Source organism: Roseibaca calidilacus (assembly GCF_001517585.1).
Taxonomy (GTDB): domain Bacteria; phylum Pseudomonadota; class Alphaproteobacteria; order Rhodobacterales; family Rhodobacteraceae; genus Roseinatronobacter; species Roseinatronobacter calidilacus.
This window is the reverse complement of sequence record NZ_FBYC01000004.1, coordinates 2,365,784-2,378,804: the sequence shown is the minus strand read 5'-3', so window position 1 is coordinate 2,378,804 and position 13,021 is coordinate 2,365,784. Positions and strand designations below refer to the sequence as shown.

Annotated in this window: 13 protein-coding genes; 6 read left to right on the top strand and 7 right to left on the bottom strand. The window is 61.8% G+C overall.

Going from position 1 to position 13,021, the window contains the following annotated elements:
* Window positions 1–44: 44 nt before the first annotated feature.
* On the bottom strand, window positions 45–470 hold the full coding sequence (locus AWT76_RS15235) for a c-type cytochrome (protein ID WP_072247090.1): 426 nt from the start codon (window positions 468–470) through the stop codon (window positions 45–47).
* A 221-nt stretch (window positions 471–691) separates the two neighbouring features.
* Here AWT76_RS15235 and AWT76_RS15230 point away from each other — a divergent pair, with 221 nt between their 5' ends.
* Entirely contained in the window at window positions 692–1,570 is an 879-nt protein-coding gene (locus AWT76_RS15230; RefSeq protein WP_072247089.1) for a DMT family transporter, read from the top strand.
* Window positions 1,571–1,578: 8 nt separating this feature from the next.
* On the opposite strand, the gene AWT76_RS16790 is transcribed toward AWT76_RS15230, so the two are convergent.
* On the bottom strand, window positions 1,579–3,468 hold the full coding sequence (locus AWT76_RS16790) for a serine hydrolase (protein ID WP_072247088.1): 1,890 nt from the start codon (window positions 3,466–3,468) through the stop codon (window positions 1,579–1,581).
* Between the two features lie 169 nt (window positions 3,469–3,637).
* Window positions 3,638–4,342 carry an HAD family hydrolase gene (locus AWT76_RS15220; RefSeq protein ID WP_072247087.1) on the bottom strand — a complete coding sequence of 235 codons (705 nt, stop codon included), beginning with the start codon at window positions 4,340–4,342 and terminating at the stop codon, window positions 3,638–3,640.
* Window positions 4,343–4,429: 87 nt separating this feature from the next.
* On the opposite strand from AWT76_RS15220, the gene clpS reads away from it, so the two are divergent.
* Genes clpS through AWT76_RS15205 form a run of 3 tightly spaced genes read left to right on the top strand, consistent with a single transcriptional unit; the run spans window position 4,430 to window position 6,600 of the window.
* On the top strand, window positions 4,430–4,765 hold the full coding sequence (clpS, locus tag AWT76_RS15215; protein WP_072247086.1) for an ATP-dependent Clp protease adapter ClpS: 336 nt from the start codon (window positions 4,430–4,432) through the stop codon (window positions 4,763–4,765).
* Window positions 4,766–4,774: 9 nt separating this feature from the next.
* Window positions 4,775–5,797 carry a class I SAM-dependent methyltransferase gene (locus tag AWT76_RS15210; protein WP_072247085.1) on the top strand — a complete coding sequence of 341 codons (1,023 nt, stop codon included), beginning with the start codon at window positions 4,775–4,777 and terminating at the stop codon, window positions 5,795–5,797.
* The gene (locus tag AWT76_RS15205; protein ID WP_072247084.1) at window positions 5,794–6,600 is read left to right on the top strand and encodes an SDR family NAD(P)-dependent oxidoreductase; all 807 of its coding nucleotides are present in this window, start codon (window positions 5,794–5,796) and stop codon (window positions 6,598–6,600) included. The genes AWT76_RS15210 and AWT76_RS15205 overlap by 4 nt, the downstream gene beginning before the upstream one ends.
* Here AWT76_RS15205 and AWT76_RS15200 read toward each other — a convergent pair.
* Genes AWT76_RS15200 through panC form a run of 3 tightly spaced genes read right to left on the bottom strand, consistent with a single transcriptional unit; the run spans window position 6,597 to window position 8,665 of the window.
* A complete protein-coding gene (locus tag AWT76_RS15200) occupies window positions 6,597–7,010 on the bottom strand; it encodes a VOC family protein (RefSeq protein WP_072247083.1) in 414 nt (137 codons plus the stop codon). The two genes, AWT76_RS15205 and AWT76_RS15200, sit on opposite strands and share 4 nt — an antisense overlap.
* Window positions 7,011–7,013: 3 nt before the next feature.
* Window positions 7,014–7,823 (bottom strand): 3-methyl-2-oxobutanoate hydroxymethyltransferase, encoded by an 810-nt coding sequence (panB, locus tag AWT76_RS15195; RefSeq protein WP_072247082.1) that lies wholly within the window; start codon window positions 7,821–7,823, stop codon window positions 7,014–7,016.
* The gene (panC, locus tag AWT76_RS15190) at window positions 7,820–8,665 is read right to left on the bottom strand and encodes a pantoate--beta-alanine ligase (RefSeq protein ID WP_072247081.1); all 846 of its coding nucleotides are present in this window, start codon (window positions 8,663–8,665) and stop codon (window positions 7,820–7,822) included. The genes panB and panC overlap by 4 nt, the downstream gene beginning before the upstream one ends.
* Window positions 8,666–8,794: 129 nt before the next feature.
* Between panC and AWT76_RS15185 the strand changes: the two genes are divergently transcribed.
* Both AWT76_RS15185 and AWT76_RS15180 read left to right on the top strand, forming a co-directional pair.
* On the top strand, window positions 8,795–9,256 hold the full coding sequence (locus tag AWT76_RS15185) for an EF-hand domain-containing protein (protein WP_072247080.1): 462 nt from the start codon (window positions 8,795–8,797) through the stop codon (window positions 9,254–9,256).
* Window positions 9,257–9,385: 129 nt separating this feature from the next.
* Entirely contained in the window at window positions 9,386–11,872 is a 2,487-nt protein-coding gene (locus AWT76_RS15180; protein WP_072247079.1) for a GcvT family protein, read from the top strand.
* Window positions 11,873–11,875: 3 nt separating this feature from the next.
* Here the strand turns inward: AWT76_RS15180 and AWT76_RS15175 are convergent, their stop codons facing one another.
* Complete coding sequence (locus AWT76_RS15175) at window positions 11,876–12,769, bottom strand: NAD-dependent epimerase/dehydratase family protein (RefSeq protein WP_072247078.1); 894 nt, start codon at window positions 12,767–12,769, stop codon at window positions 11,876–11,878.
* Between the last annotated feature and the right edge of the window lie 252 nt (window positions 12,770–13,021).

Sequence of the window (13,021 nt, the reverse complement as noted above, 5' to 3'; positions counted from 1 at the left end):
AAAGGGGCCATGCGGCCCCTTTTGGTAATCTGTCATCCGGCGGCTTATTCGGCGCCGAACTGTGCGAGATACGCGTAGATGTCTTCGGCAGACCCGCGCAGACGGTGGTTCATGTTCGAACGTGCGCGCGAATCGCCGGTCACTTCGCGCAGATAGCCGGTCGGGTCGGCAACATAGGCGACGAAGTTTTCTTCGGTCCAGGTGATCCCGGCCTCACCCGCAGCTACCATGGCTTTGGAAAAACGCTTGTAACCATCATAAGACCCGGCCACGCGATCGGCGACACCCCAGAGGTTTGGGCCGGTGGGTGCAACGCGGTGGGTCACCTCGCCATCGGGCGAAGCAATGCCATGGCAGGTCGTGCATTGGCGGAAATTGCTTTCGCCAGCGGCGGCATCGCCGGTGGCTTGGGCATTCGCGGTCAGTGGCAGGGCGCAGAATGCGGCTAGGGCGGCGGCTTTAAGCTTCATGGGGTCCTTTTCCTCCTTGGCTTGCAGTCGTCAGAATTCGGTTGGATACCGGACAACACATGCACAATACCCGACAAATTGCCCTGCGCAATGCGGTAAATATGAAATCTTGAATATACCTTTTACCGGCGATGATCGCGAATTTGCGAAAGCCCGCTGGAAACCATGACAGGCAGCCTGTATCGGTTCACATGTGCAGCAAGCCGACGAAAGGGCAGGGCATGGATATTCGCGCGCTGATGATGGGGCTGGCCTTTGCCTTCATGTGGTCTTCGGCTTTCGCATCGGCCAAGGTTATCGTGCATCATGCACCGCCGCTGATGTCGCTGTCGTTGCGGTTTCTGATATCCGGGCTGATCGGCATCGCGCTCGCGCGGGCGCTGGGCCAGACATGGGCCCTGACGCGCGCGCAATGGCGGGCCATTGCCGTGTTCGGACTGTCGCAGAACGCGCTTTACCTTGGGCTGAACTTCATCGCCATGCAAACGGTCGAAGCCTCGCTGGCGGCAATCATCGCATCCTCTATGCCACTTCTGGTGGCCTTTGCCGGATGGGCTTTTGCAGGCGAGCGTTTGCGGCCCTTGGGTATTGCGGGGCTGGCTGCCGGGTTTGGCGGCGTGGCCCTTATCATGGGTGCGCGCATGGGGGGCGGGGTGGACCTGTATGGCGTGGCGCTTTGCGTGGCGGGCGTCATCGCGCTGACGGTGGCGACCCTATCTGTGCGCGGCGCGTCGGCAGGCGGTAGCAACCTGCTGATGATCGTGGGCTTGCAAATGCTGGTCGGGTCGGTGCTGCTGGCTGGCCCCGCACTGGCGCTGGAAAGTTTCGAAGTGCAATGGTCATGGCAGCTTGGCGCGGCCTTCAGCTATACGGTGCTGATACCGGGTCTGGCCGCGACATGGGTGTGGTTTTTGTTGGTCGGGCGCATTGGTGCGGTGCGCGCGGCGACCTTCCACTTCCTGAACCCGTTTTTTGGGGTGGCGGTTGCGGCGGTTCTGCTGGGCGAAAGCCTTGGCATTTATGACGTGATCGGTGTCGCGATCATTATGGCGGGTATCCTTGCGGTGCAACGGTCCCGCGTAGTCACGAAACTGGGCTAGGCCGCGCCCTACGGCGTTGCGACTGCGCAATCCATCCCGCGCGCAGATAGCCTTGCACAGGCGCGGTCGGCTTCGGATTGGGTCAGGCCGGCAAAGCTGGCTTCGAACCGCCCTTTGACCTGCCTAATCCGGCTGATGCCGCTGGCAAGCGCCTGCGATTCGGCCATGCGCACCGTGATAAGGCTGCGCTCTGCATCGTGCCGAGAGTTGAACGCGCCCAGCGACACGCCCCAAAGCCGCCCAGCGTCAGAGGTCGAGACGCGGCTGATAACCTGCGGTTCCGAAGCGGCGAAGCGTTCAGCGACCATGGCCGTTGCCAGTTCTTCGTCGGTTACGGCGCTGCGGGTCAGGATAATGCCGGTTTCCGCCGGAAGCTCTGGCGCGGTCGAGACAGTCGGTTCGGCGTTCAGGTCAATGTCGGTGCCGATGGGTGCCGGCAGAAAGGATTCGGGCGCGCCGGTCCACAGCATGTCGGGCGCGGGGCCTTCATTCTGTGCGACCACTGCGGGCTGTGGCAGCGGATCAGACTCGACCTGTGTTTCGGTGGCAAGAAGCGAGAGGGTCTCTGACGTGTCCGTCACTTGCGCGATTTCTGTCGTGTCCGTCGCATCCGCGACCGGGTCAACCGCGTCTTGGTCGGTCGCTGCGGCATCCAGCGCTTCGATATCGGCATCTGTGGATAGCGCGGCCAAATCTTCAGGGGCGGCCAGTGTGAAACCCGCGGCTTCTGCAAGGGTGGTATCCAGCGTTTCGGCAATCTCGGCAGCGTCGCCGTCTGCTACCGGGCGCGGGGGCGGGCTGACATCCAGCGCTTCGGGGGCAAGTTCTGCAAGGCTCAATTCCGCCGCCGTTTCCGAAATCGAGACATCGACGCCTTCGGCAACGGCCACAAGCATATCTTCGGACAGTTGCGGGGCAGGGCGGGCGCGTGGGCGCAGGCTGGTGCGCACGGCGGTCACGATGCGGATGGTCTTGGCCCCGGCATTGGGGTCGTCATCGCCATTGCGGGGGCTGGCGACAAGCATGTCGCGCCCCTGATAGGCCGGGGTTGCCGGTGCGCGCACCGCCACGCGCGACTTGGCGCGGCTAAAGCCCATATCCAGCAATTCGGCGACCCGCGCATTGCGGGCGGCGGTGGACGACCCGCCGAACATGGTGGCAATGATATGCTTCGACCCGCGCTGTGCCGATGCCGTAAGGTTGAATCCGGCGGCGCGGGTATACCCGGTCTTGATACCATTCGCGCCGCTATAGGCGTCCAGAAACCGGCGGTTGGTGTTGGGCACATTGCCCACGCCCGCAAAATCCGAACGGCGCGAGAAGATGTTGAAATATTGCGGATAGTCGAAGAACAACTGCCGCCCCAGAATGGTCATGTCCCGCGCGGTCGAGACGTGGCCAGCTTGCGTCAGGCCATGCGGGTTTTTGAAGGTGGTGTTGCGCATACCCATCGCGCGGGCGGTGCGGGTCATGCGGTCGGCAAAAGCTTCGACACTGCCGGAAATGCCTTCGGCAATCACGACAGCGGCGTCATTGGCAGAGCGCAAGGCTGCGGCGCGGATCAGGTGGCGTAAAGAAATCCGCTGCCCTTCGCGAAGCCCAAGGCACACGCATTCGGCAAGCGTTGCGCGGCGGCTGACCTTGAATTTGGTGTCCAGCCCAACCTCGCCGTGTTTGACAGCCTCGAACGCCAGATACAGCGTCATCATCTTGGTCAAAGATGCCGGATGCAGCTTCGTATCGTGATTGCGCGCATGGATCACCTCGCCATTGCGGGCATCCATTACCATGGCGGCATAGGGCGCAGCCGACAGCGGCAAGAGTGCGGCCACAAGCGTCCATGCCAGCACCACAATGCCAAGCCCCATGCGCCGCATGATCTGCGCCTGCATATTCATGCCTCTACCTTTTGTCCGCTTGTTTTTGCGCGGTTATTTACTGCTCTGGTTTAAGGTATCATGAACGCGAACAATGGAAAAGCATGTTTATTCAACATGTTTCGGACAATTCTTAATGTTTTTTGCGCAAGTATAGCGGTCTGCCCAAGATTGGCCGCAAGATGCTGCGTCAGCAGCCGTCGATCCAGCCGACAAGATCGGGCAACTCTCCCAAATGGTGCAGCGCGCGAAATCGCGGGTGGGCGCGGGGCGGGTCCGCGCGCTCGATTTCCCATTCCAGCCCTTGCGGCACATGCACGCCCCAAGCCCCGGCCATGATCGGGGCGACCACGTCTGACCGCAGCGAGTTTCCGACCATAAGCGCGTGTTCGGCCCCGTCGCCATGGCGGGCGAAAATTCTTGCATAGGTGTCGGGTGTCTTTTCCGACACGATCTCTATCGCGTCGAACAGATCGCCCAGGCCCGACTGCGCCAGCTTGCGCTCTTGGTCCAGCAAGTCGCCCTTTGTAATCAGGACCAGACGGTGTGATGGCGCCAGCGCGCGGATGCTCTCTTCGGCATGGGGTAGCAATTCGATCGGGTGGCGCAGCATGTCCTGCCCCGCGCTTAGGATGTCAGAGATCACCGATCCCGGCACGCGGCCATCCGTTACCTCTATCGCGGTTTCGATCATTGACAGCATGAACCCCTTTATGCCGTAGCCATAGCGCGCAAGATTGCGCTTCTCTGCGTCCAGCAGGCGGGCCATCAGGGTGGCGCGCTCGGTATACTCTGCCAACAGCCCCGCGAAATGCTCCTGTGTCATGTGAAAGAAGCGTTCATTGTGCCACAGAGTGTCATCCGCGTCGAAGCCGATGGTCGTGATCCTGTCCATTTCGGCTCCTGCCAAGGGTTTTCAGAGGGGTGACTTGCCCTATATTCCCCGTTATATCAGCCAATACAAACCAAGCGGAAGAGCGTGATGCAGTTTGCACCGACCATGACAGAGGGTGATGGACCGGAAAATGATGGCGCGGTCGTCACCAAGACGAAAACCCGCACCCAGCGGCCCCCTATGTATAAGGTCATGCTGTTGAACGACGATTACACGCCAATGGAATTTGTCGTGCATGTGCTGGAACGCTTTTTCGCAATGTCCCACGCGATGGCCTTCGACATCATGTTGACGGTGCATAAAAAGGGCGTTGCGGTTGTTGGCGTCTTCTCGCATGAGGTGGCGGAAACCAAGGTTGCGCAAGTGATGGATTTCGCGCGCCGCCACCAACACCCGTTGCAATGCACGCTTGAAAAAGAATAACTGCGCTTTATGCCCCATAATCCTGTGACCTTGGCCGCTCCGGCCCCGCGCGCCGAGCGCCTTGGCCATGCCATGGACGAGGGGCTGGTGCTGCCCGATGGCGCAGTTACCGTTCTGCGGCCACATGCCGGTGAAAGCTTCGCGCCGCTGACCGTTGACCGCCTGCATCTGGTGCAGGGGTTCCGGCCCGACCATGACGCGCTGGCGGCGGCGGGCCATGATGTTGGTGTCCATGCGCAGCCCGCGCCGACCGTTCTGGTCTGTTTGCCGCGCGCCAAGGGCCACGCCCTGATGCTGATCGCGCAGGCCGCCGGTTTGGCACGCCAGATGGTTCTGGTTGACGGCCAAAAGACCGACGGAATCGATTCCATCCTGAAAGCCCTGCGCACGCGGGTGGCTGTGACCAACATTTCAAAAGCGCATGGCAAGCTGATCTGGTTCGACCCGCGTGGCGCAGATTTTTCAGATTGGGCGGGGGCGGCACAAAGTGTCTCGACCGAATTTGGCCCCATGGTGACAACGCCGGGCCTGTTTTCCGCCGATGGGGTCGATCCGGCCTCTGCCATGCTGGCCCGCGCATTGCCGCCCGAATTGCCCGCCCGCATGGCCGATTTCGGCGCGGGCTGGGGGTATCTGTCCGCCGCGATCCTGTCACGCAAGGGGCCAGAGGTGCTGCATCTAGTTGAATCCGAGCATGACGCGCTTGACGCCGCGCGCCAGAACATTCCCGACCCGCGCGCCCAATTTCACTGGGCCGATGCGACGGGTTTCGCGCTGCCCGATGCGCTTGGCGGGATCGTGATGAACCCGCCCTTCCACGTTGGGCGCGACGCGCGGCCGGAACTGGGGCTGGCCTTTATTGCCAATGCGGCCCGCGCCTTGGGCACACGCGGCCAGTTATGGCTGGTCGCCAACCGGCATTTGCCGTATGAGCAGGCGCTGGAAGATCGGTTCGTGCATCTGACGGTGCTGGAAGAAGATAACCGCTTCCGTGTCTGGCACGCCAAGCAACCGCGCAGGGTGAAACGATGAGTTTTTCGATCTCTGGCAAGACCGCCATCATCACCGGGTCGGCCAATGGTGTTGGTCTGGCGATTGCCCGGCATTTCACCGATCAGGGTGCGAATGTCGTTATGGCCGACCGCGATGAGGGCAAACTGAAATCCGAAGTCGCCACGATGTCGGGCGCTGATGAGAAGGTCATTTTTTTCGCCGGCGATCTGCGCGAGCGTCTGACCATCGCCAACCTGCTATCGGCAACGGTCGATGCGTTCGACCGCGTGGATATTCTGATAAATGCAACGCGGCAATGCGTGTGCTCTGACCCGCTGGATGACCAAAGCGACACCGTCGAAGAGGCATTGCAGCAAAACCTGCTGGCCAGCCTGAAACTGAGCCAGCTTGTCGCCAAGCGCATGATCGCCCAAGCCGAGGATGACACGGATATCAAGACCGCAGGGTCCATCGTCAACCTGTCCTCTATTGCCGCACGGCGCACCCAGCCCGAATTGATGGCCTATTCCATCGCATCCGCTGCGCTGGACCAGATGACCCGCTCTATGGCGGTGGCTTTGGCCGCGTCACGGGTGCGGGTGAACGGGGTGGCGCTTGGGTCGGTCATGAGTGCCAATCTGAAAGACCAGATGCAGGCGAATGATGGCTACCGCGACCGCATTCTGCACCATACCCCGATGGGGCGGATCGGCGCTGCGTCCGAAGCCGCCGAAGCCGTGCAATTCCTGTCCTCGGATGCCGCGGCCTTTATGACGGGGCAGATCGTGACCATCGACGGCGGGCGCACGCTGCTGGACCCGGTGTCGGTTCCGGCGCATTAAAGCGTCGCGGTGCCGCTGCGATCGGCCTGCGTAAATTGGATCAGATCCCAACGGTTGCCCCAAGGGTCGCGCCAGACCGCAACACGGCCATAAGGCTCATCGCGCGGGGTGCTTTCAAACGACACGCCCTTGGCCAGCATGGCGCGATAATCGCGGTCAAAATCGTCTGTGTCCAGAAACAGCCAGACGCGCCCGCCGCCTTGATCGCCGATGGCGGCATGTTGCCGCGCACCCACCGCGCGTGCCAGCAGAATTTCGGTTTCCGCGCCCGGCGGCGCAATGCGCACCCAGCGTTTGCCGCCACCAAGATCGGTATCTTCGCGGCACTCAAAGCCGATGCCGGTGAAGAACGCCAAAGCCGCATCGTAATCCGGCACCAACAGCGAAAATAGCGCAATGCGGCGGGGCATGGCCTATTTATACACGTTGTCCGGCGTGGGGAAGCTGCGGTCCTTGACCTCTTCGGCATAGGCCGACACCGCGCGCTCTATCGCCGGGCCAAGATCGCCGTAGATTTTCACAAATTTCGGCACGCGCGGGTTCAGGCCCAGCATGTCCTCCAGCACCAATATCTGCCCATCGCAATTTTTCGATGCGCCAATGCCGATGGTCGGAATATCCACCGCCGCTGTGATGCGGTCGGCCAGTTCCTCGACCACGCCTTCGACGACCAGCGCAAAAGCGCCTGCCTCTGCGACCGCTTTGGCGTCGTCGATATGCGTGGCCCAAGCGGCTTCATCCCGGCCCTGCACCTTGAAGCCGCCCATCGTGTTCACCGATTGCGGCGTCAGCCCGATATGCGCCATGACCGGAATCCCGCGTTCCGACAGAAAGCGGATGGTGTCGGCCATGCGCGCGCCGCCTTCCAGCTTGACGGCCCCGCAGGCGGTTTCTTTCATGATCTTTGCGGCGTTGCGAAAGGCCATTTGCGGGCTTTCCTCATAGGTGCCAAAGGGCATATCGACCACGATCAGAGCGGCTTGGGTGCCGCGCACCACCGCCTTGCCATGCATTATCATCAGGTCCAAAGGCACGCCGATGGTGCTGTCCATGCCGTGCATGACCATGCCCAGACTGTCGCCCACCAGAATGAAATCGGCGTATTTGTCGACGATCGCGGCGGTATGCGCGTGGTAGCTGGTCAGCGACACGATCGGCTCGCCCCCTTTGCGGGCACGGATTTGGGGCGCGGTGATGCGGCGGATGGGGGCTTGGGCGCTCATGTGCTCTCCTTCGGGGAAACGACGCGGTTGTCGATCAGGAACACCTGACCGAATTTGACCGCCAGCAGGATGACGGCGGGCCGTGTCAGCGGCCCGGAAATGGTTTCGAGTGTTTCGGCATCACGAATATCGACCGATTGCACCTGTGCGCGCGGCTCGGCTTCCAGCGTAGCGCGCACATGGCTGCGCAGCCGCGATGCGGTCACGCCGGCCGGGGCCATGTCGGCGGCCTCGGTCAGCGCACGGGCCAGAACGGGGGCGGCGGCGCGGTCCTCTGGTGTCAGGCGCACATTGCGCGAGGACATGGCCAGCCCGTCCGCCTCTCGCATGATCGGGCCGCCGATAATCTGCACATCCATATCCAGATCGCGCACCATGGTGCGGATGACCGCCAATTGCTGATAGTCCTTTTCCCCAAACACGGCGGCATCGGGGCGGATGATGTTGAACAGCTTTGTCACCACCGTTGCCACCCCGCGAAAATGGCCGGGGCGCAGTTTGCCGATCAGCACCTTGGCCAGGTCTGTGGTTTCAACAATGGTCTGGGCGGCGGGGTCATAAACCTCTGCCACGTCGGGGATGAACACGGCATCGACGCCAGCGTCGCGCAGCATCTCCAGATCGCGGGCCTCGTCGCGCGGGTAGGTGGACAGGTCTTCGGTCGGGCCGAACTGCGTGGGGTTCACGAAAATCGACACCGCAACCTTGCCGCCTTCGGCCCGCGCACGGCGCACCAGCGACATGTGGCCGTCGTGCAGAAAGCCCATGGTCGGAACCAGCGTGACATGGCCCGCAGCCTTGCGCCAAGCCCGGATCGCGGCCTTTGTCCGGCAAATTTCCATCCAGTCCCCCCGGTGTTTGTCTCTGCCTTTTACGGCGCGCCGCGCCCGCTGCCAAGCTGCGACACTCTGTCAAGACGGAACAGTAGGACAGATGCGTTTGTATGACTGTCACAAACAAGGAAACGACACATGAAACTTACCATCCTCGCCGCCGCCCTGCTTCTGCCGCTGCCTGCCTTGGCCCAAGGCAATGGCACGCCGGGCGCAGGCTTTATCGCGGAATGGGATATGTCGGGCACTGGTGCTGTTACGCCCGCTGATGTAGTAGAACGCCGCGCCAGCCTGTTCGAAATGTTCGATCTGGATGGCAGCGGAGTGCTGGACGCGGCAGAGTTGCAGAACATGGCCCAGACGATTGCCGACAGAGAGGCGGTAGAGGCTGAGCAGCGCAAGGGCCAAGGCAAGGGTGACGGGTATGGCAGCAACGGGCCGGGCCAGATCATTCACGACGCGATGGGATTGGCGTTTAACGACACCGATGGCGACGGGCAAGTGACCGCTGCCGAATTCGCGGCGGCCAGTGAGCGGCTGTTCCCCATGATCGACCGCAATGGCGATGGGGTGATCGATATGGCCGATTTCGGTCGCTAAACGCCCAGACATGGCGCGCCTGTCATGGGCGCGTCGTTTTTCTGCTGCGTAGCGTCGCCACGGCAAGGCCCGTGCGTGCGGCGATTTGCGAAGACAGGCGCAAGTTTACCCTTGCCGGAGTCCGCGCCCATGCAAACCCATGTCAAAGCCCTTGTTGTCGGCGGTGGGGCCGTCGGGGCCTCTGTCGCTTATCACCTTGCGAAAGCGGGCTGGCAGACCACGCTTCTGGAACGTGACGAGCTGACCTCTGGCAGCACATGGCACGCCGCTGGGCTGCTTCCGCTGTTCAACATGAGCTATGCGACCAGCCATATCCACGACTACAGCGTGAAGTTCTACAAGACGCTGGAAGAAGAAACCGGGCTGAACGCAGGTTTTGCCGTGGTTGGCAATTTGCGCATGGCGCAGACGGCAGAGCGTATGGACGAATATATGCTCTATGCCTCTACCGCCGAAACCGTGGGCATTCCTTACGAGTGGATGACGCCTGCGCAGATCAAGGAACGGTGGCCGCTGGTCCGCACCGAAGACCTGAAGGGCGCGATCTTCCACCCGACCGATGGTTACATCAACCCCGCCGATGTGACGCAGGCCATGGCCAAGGGTGCCCGCCAGCGCGGTGTTGAGATCGTGCGCAAGGTGCAGGTGGATGGCTACCGCTGGACCGGGTCGGAATGGGTCGTGACCTGCACGCGCATGGTGGAAAAGGGCGGCAATCTGGTTGCCTCTGATGAGCAGTTTGAAATTACCGCCGAACATGTCGTCACCTGCACCGGCAACCACGCACAGCGCACCGCCAAGATGTTGGGTATTAAAATGCCCGCCATCCCGGTGGAACATCAGTTCATCGTCACCGAACCTGACGCGGCGCTGGTCGAGTATCGCAAATCCAACCCCGAACACCCGGTTTTGCGCGATGCCGATGCGAAATGGTATGTCCGCGAAGAACGCGGCGGCTGGATTCTGGGGCCGTATGAACGCAATGCGCCCGCCTGTTTCGAATATGGCGTGCCCGATACCTTCCGCGCCGATCTGTTCCCGCTGGATCTGGAACGGATCGAGGAAGAATACATGTCCATGATCCACCGGATTCCGTCGTCCGAAACCGTGGGGTTGAAAGACGATTACAACGGCCCGATCTGCTACACGCCCGATGGCAACCCGCTGGTCGGCCCGGCGCCGGGCTTGCGCAACATGTGGCTGGCCGAAGGGTTCAGCTTCGGGATTACGGCGGCGGGCGGCACTGGTCACTACCTTGCCCAGATGATGGTTCAAGGAGAGGCCGAGATCGACATGGCCTCGCTTGATCCCAAGCGCTTCGGGTCTTGGATGACCACCGAATACGGCGCGCGCAAGAACGAAGAAGCCTATGAACACGTCTACATCCTGCACCACCCGGATGAGGAACGAGAAGCCTGCCGCCCCTTGCGCACCGCCCCCTGCTACGACCGGGTGAAGGCGCGCGGCGCGCAGTTTGGCTGCGTGAATGGCTGGGAACGCCCCAATTACTACGCGCCCGAAGGGTTCGACGATCACGCCGCGCGCAGCTTCCGCCGGGGCGGCTGGTGGCAATACGCGGTCGAGGAAGCGAAAGCTATCCGCGAAGGTGTTGGCATGATCGACGCCACCGCCTTTACCAAGCACCTTGTGCGCGGGCCGGGCGCGACGCAGTTTCTGGATTGGTTCACTTGCAACAAGCTGCCGAAGGTCGGGCGCATTAACCTGACCTATGCGCTGACCGCCACTGGCACCACGCGCACCGAATACACCATCGTGCGGCTGGCAGAGGATGAATATTACCTGATCTCTGCGGGCGCTTGGACCGCCTATGACAGCGACTACCTGCTGAAAGCCGCCCAAGACAAGATGGGCGAATTCGGCTGGATCGATATTCACGACATCACCACGCAATGGGGTGTGTTCGCGGTCGCTGGCCCGAAATCGCGCGATCTGCTGACCAAGCTGGTGAAAGATGCGGACCCGTCCACGGTCTTGTCGAACAAGCGCTTCCCGTGGCTGTCATGGCGCAATATCGAACTGGGCATGTGCCCGGTCCGCGCCGTGCGCGTGGCCTATACGGGCGAGCTGGGCTGGGAATTGCACCATCCGATCGAGATGCAGACCTACCTGTTCGACCAGATCATGGCCGCGGGCGAGGATGTGGGCCTAAAGCTGGTCGGCGCGCGGGCGCAGAACTGGCTGCGGCAGGAAAAATCCTACCGTGCCTTTGGCAATGAGCTGGGCCGCGATGCGACGCCGATGGAGGCCGACCTGCCGCGCTTCATTGATATGTCTAAGGATTTCCATGGTAAAGCGGCGATGGAGGCAACCGGCATCCGGTCGAAATGCTGCACGCTGCTGATTGACGGACCAGCCGACGCCGACCCATGGGGCCGCGAGGCGCTGTATGATGGCGACACGAAAGTGGGCCGTCTGACATCGGGGGGCTATTCGGTCGCTTTTGGCAAATCCATCGGCATGGGCTATGTGCGCCCCGATCTGGCGGTGGAAGGGACTAAGCTGAAGGTCCGCATGTTCAACGAGTTGTGGGACGCGACCGTCACCTGTGACAGCCCCTATGACCCGGAAAATGCCACCATCCGCAAGGACGGCTAGGCCCTAGCCGCCCAACAGGTTGCGCCAATCGTTATGCTGGGGTGAAAACCCCAGCATTTTCTTGGCCTTGGCGTTGGAATAGAAGCTTTCTTCCGGCCCAAGGCGGCACGTCACCGGCACGTCTGGGTAAAACGCGCCCAGCAGATCATCCGTCGTCATCCCCACCGAATGCGTGTCATTGGCAACGTTGAACACTTCGTAGCCCAACCCGTCTGTGCGCAGGCAGCAGTCCACCATATGCCCCAAGTCGCGCGCGTCGATATAGGCGAAGATATTGCGCCTGCGGCTGGCGGGATTGGCCACATAGCCCGGAAAATCGCGCGCATATTCAGGCGGCTCCACCACGTTGTTTATGCGCAGACCGTAAATATCGGCGCCTGTCCGGCGCTGAAACGACCGCGCCGTGACCTCGTTCACGACCTTGGACATGGCGTAGCTGTCTTCGGGGATGGTGGGGTGGTCTTCGTCTATCGGCAGGTAGTCGGGGTTGCGGGTGCCATCGGCAAAGCAGATGCCGTAGGTGGTTTCGGAGGATGCGAAGATCACCTTGCGCACACCCATTTTCAGCGCTGCATCCAGCACGTTATAGGTGCCTTGGGTGTTGATGCGGTAACATTCGTTGTCGCTGCGCAGCAAGATGCGCGGCACGGCGGCGAAATGCACCACGGCATCGAAGCGGGGCACACCTGTGCCGGGGTCCAACTCGTCAAAGCCCGCATAGCTGTGCATCACGTCGAACATCTGCCCGGCATCGGTGATGTCCGCGATGCGGTTGTCCACCCCCGGCAGGTCCAGCGGGGTCAGGTCCAGGTTCAGCACCCGGTGCCCCTGTTCCAGCAGATAGGCGATGGCGTGGCGGCCTGCCTTGCCAGAGCCGCCGGTGAACAGAATGCGCATGGTTTTCCCTTTGGGTCCGTGGTGTTTGTCGCGGCATAACCTATCGACCCCATGCGCAACAAGCTTTGCCGGTTCCGCCGCCGCGAACCACCGACTGGCGCTGCGCGAAAGGCGGCCTTGTGCGGTGCCCCTGCCCGAAGGCGTTTGCGCGGCCCTGTGCCGCAAAGTCGCATCGCGCATGTCGGTTCCGGGCATTTATGCGGCGGTGCAGCATTAGTCATGCCCCAAGTGCCGCGCTAGGTCTGGCCCAAG

Coding starts and splice junctions, on each gene's coding strand:
- AWT76_RS15175 (WP_072247078.1), bottom strand. CDS start 12,769: ATGCGCATTCTGTTCACCGGCGGCTCTGGCAAGGCAGGCCGCCACGCC.
- AWT76_RS15235 (WP_072247090.1), bottom strand. CDS start 470: ATGAAGCTTAAAGCCGCCGCCCTAGCCGCATTCTGCGCCCTGCCACTG.
- AWT76_RS15220 (WP_072247087.1), bottom strand. CDS start 4,342: ATGGACAGGATCACGACCATCGGCTTCGACGCGGATGACACTCTGTGG.
- AWT76_RS16790 (WP_072247088.1), bottom strand. CDS start 3,468: ATGAATATGCAGGCGCAGATCATGCGGCGCATGGGGCTTGGCATTGTG.
- panB (WP_072247082.1), bottom strand. CDS start 7,823: ATGAGCGCCCAAGCCCCCATCCGCCGCATCACCGCGCCCCAAATCCGT.
- AWT76_RS15230 (WP_072247089.1), top strand. CDS start 692: ATGGATATTCGCGCGCTGATGATGGGGCTGGCCTTTGCCTTCATGTGG.
- AWT76_RS15185 (WP_072247080.1), top strand. CDS start 8,795: ATGAAACTTACCATCCTCGCCGCCGCCCTGCTTCTGCCGCTGCCTGCC.
- AWT76_RS15210 (WP_072247085.1), top strand. CDS start 4,775: ATGCCCCATAATCCTGTGACCTTGGCCGCTCCGGCCCCGCGCGCCGAG.
- AWT76_RS15180 (WP_072247079.1), top strand. CDS start 9,386: ATGCAAACCCATGTCAAAGCCCTTGTTGTCGGCGGTGGGGCCGTCGGG.
- AWT76_RS15205 (WP_072247084.1), top strand. CDS start 5,794: ATGAGTTTTTCGATCTCTGGCAAGACCGCCATCATCACCGGGTCGGCC.
- AWT76_RS15200 (WP_072247083.1), bottom strand. CDS start 7,010: ATGCCCCGCCGCATTGCGCTATTTTCGCTGTTGGTGCCGGATTACGAT.
- panC (WP_072247081.1), bottom strand. CDS start 8,665: ATGGAAATTTGCCGGACAAAGGCCGCGATCCGGGCTTGGCGCAAGGCT.
- clpS (WP_072247086.1), top strand. CDS start 4,430: ATGCAGTTTGCACCGACCATGACAGAGGGTGATGGACCGGAAAATGAT.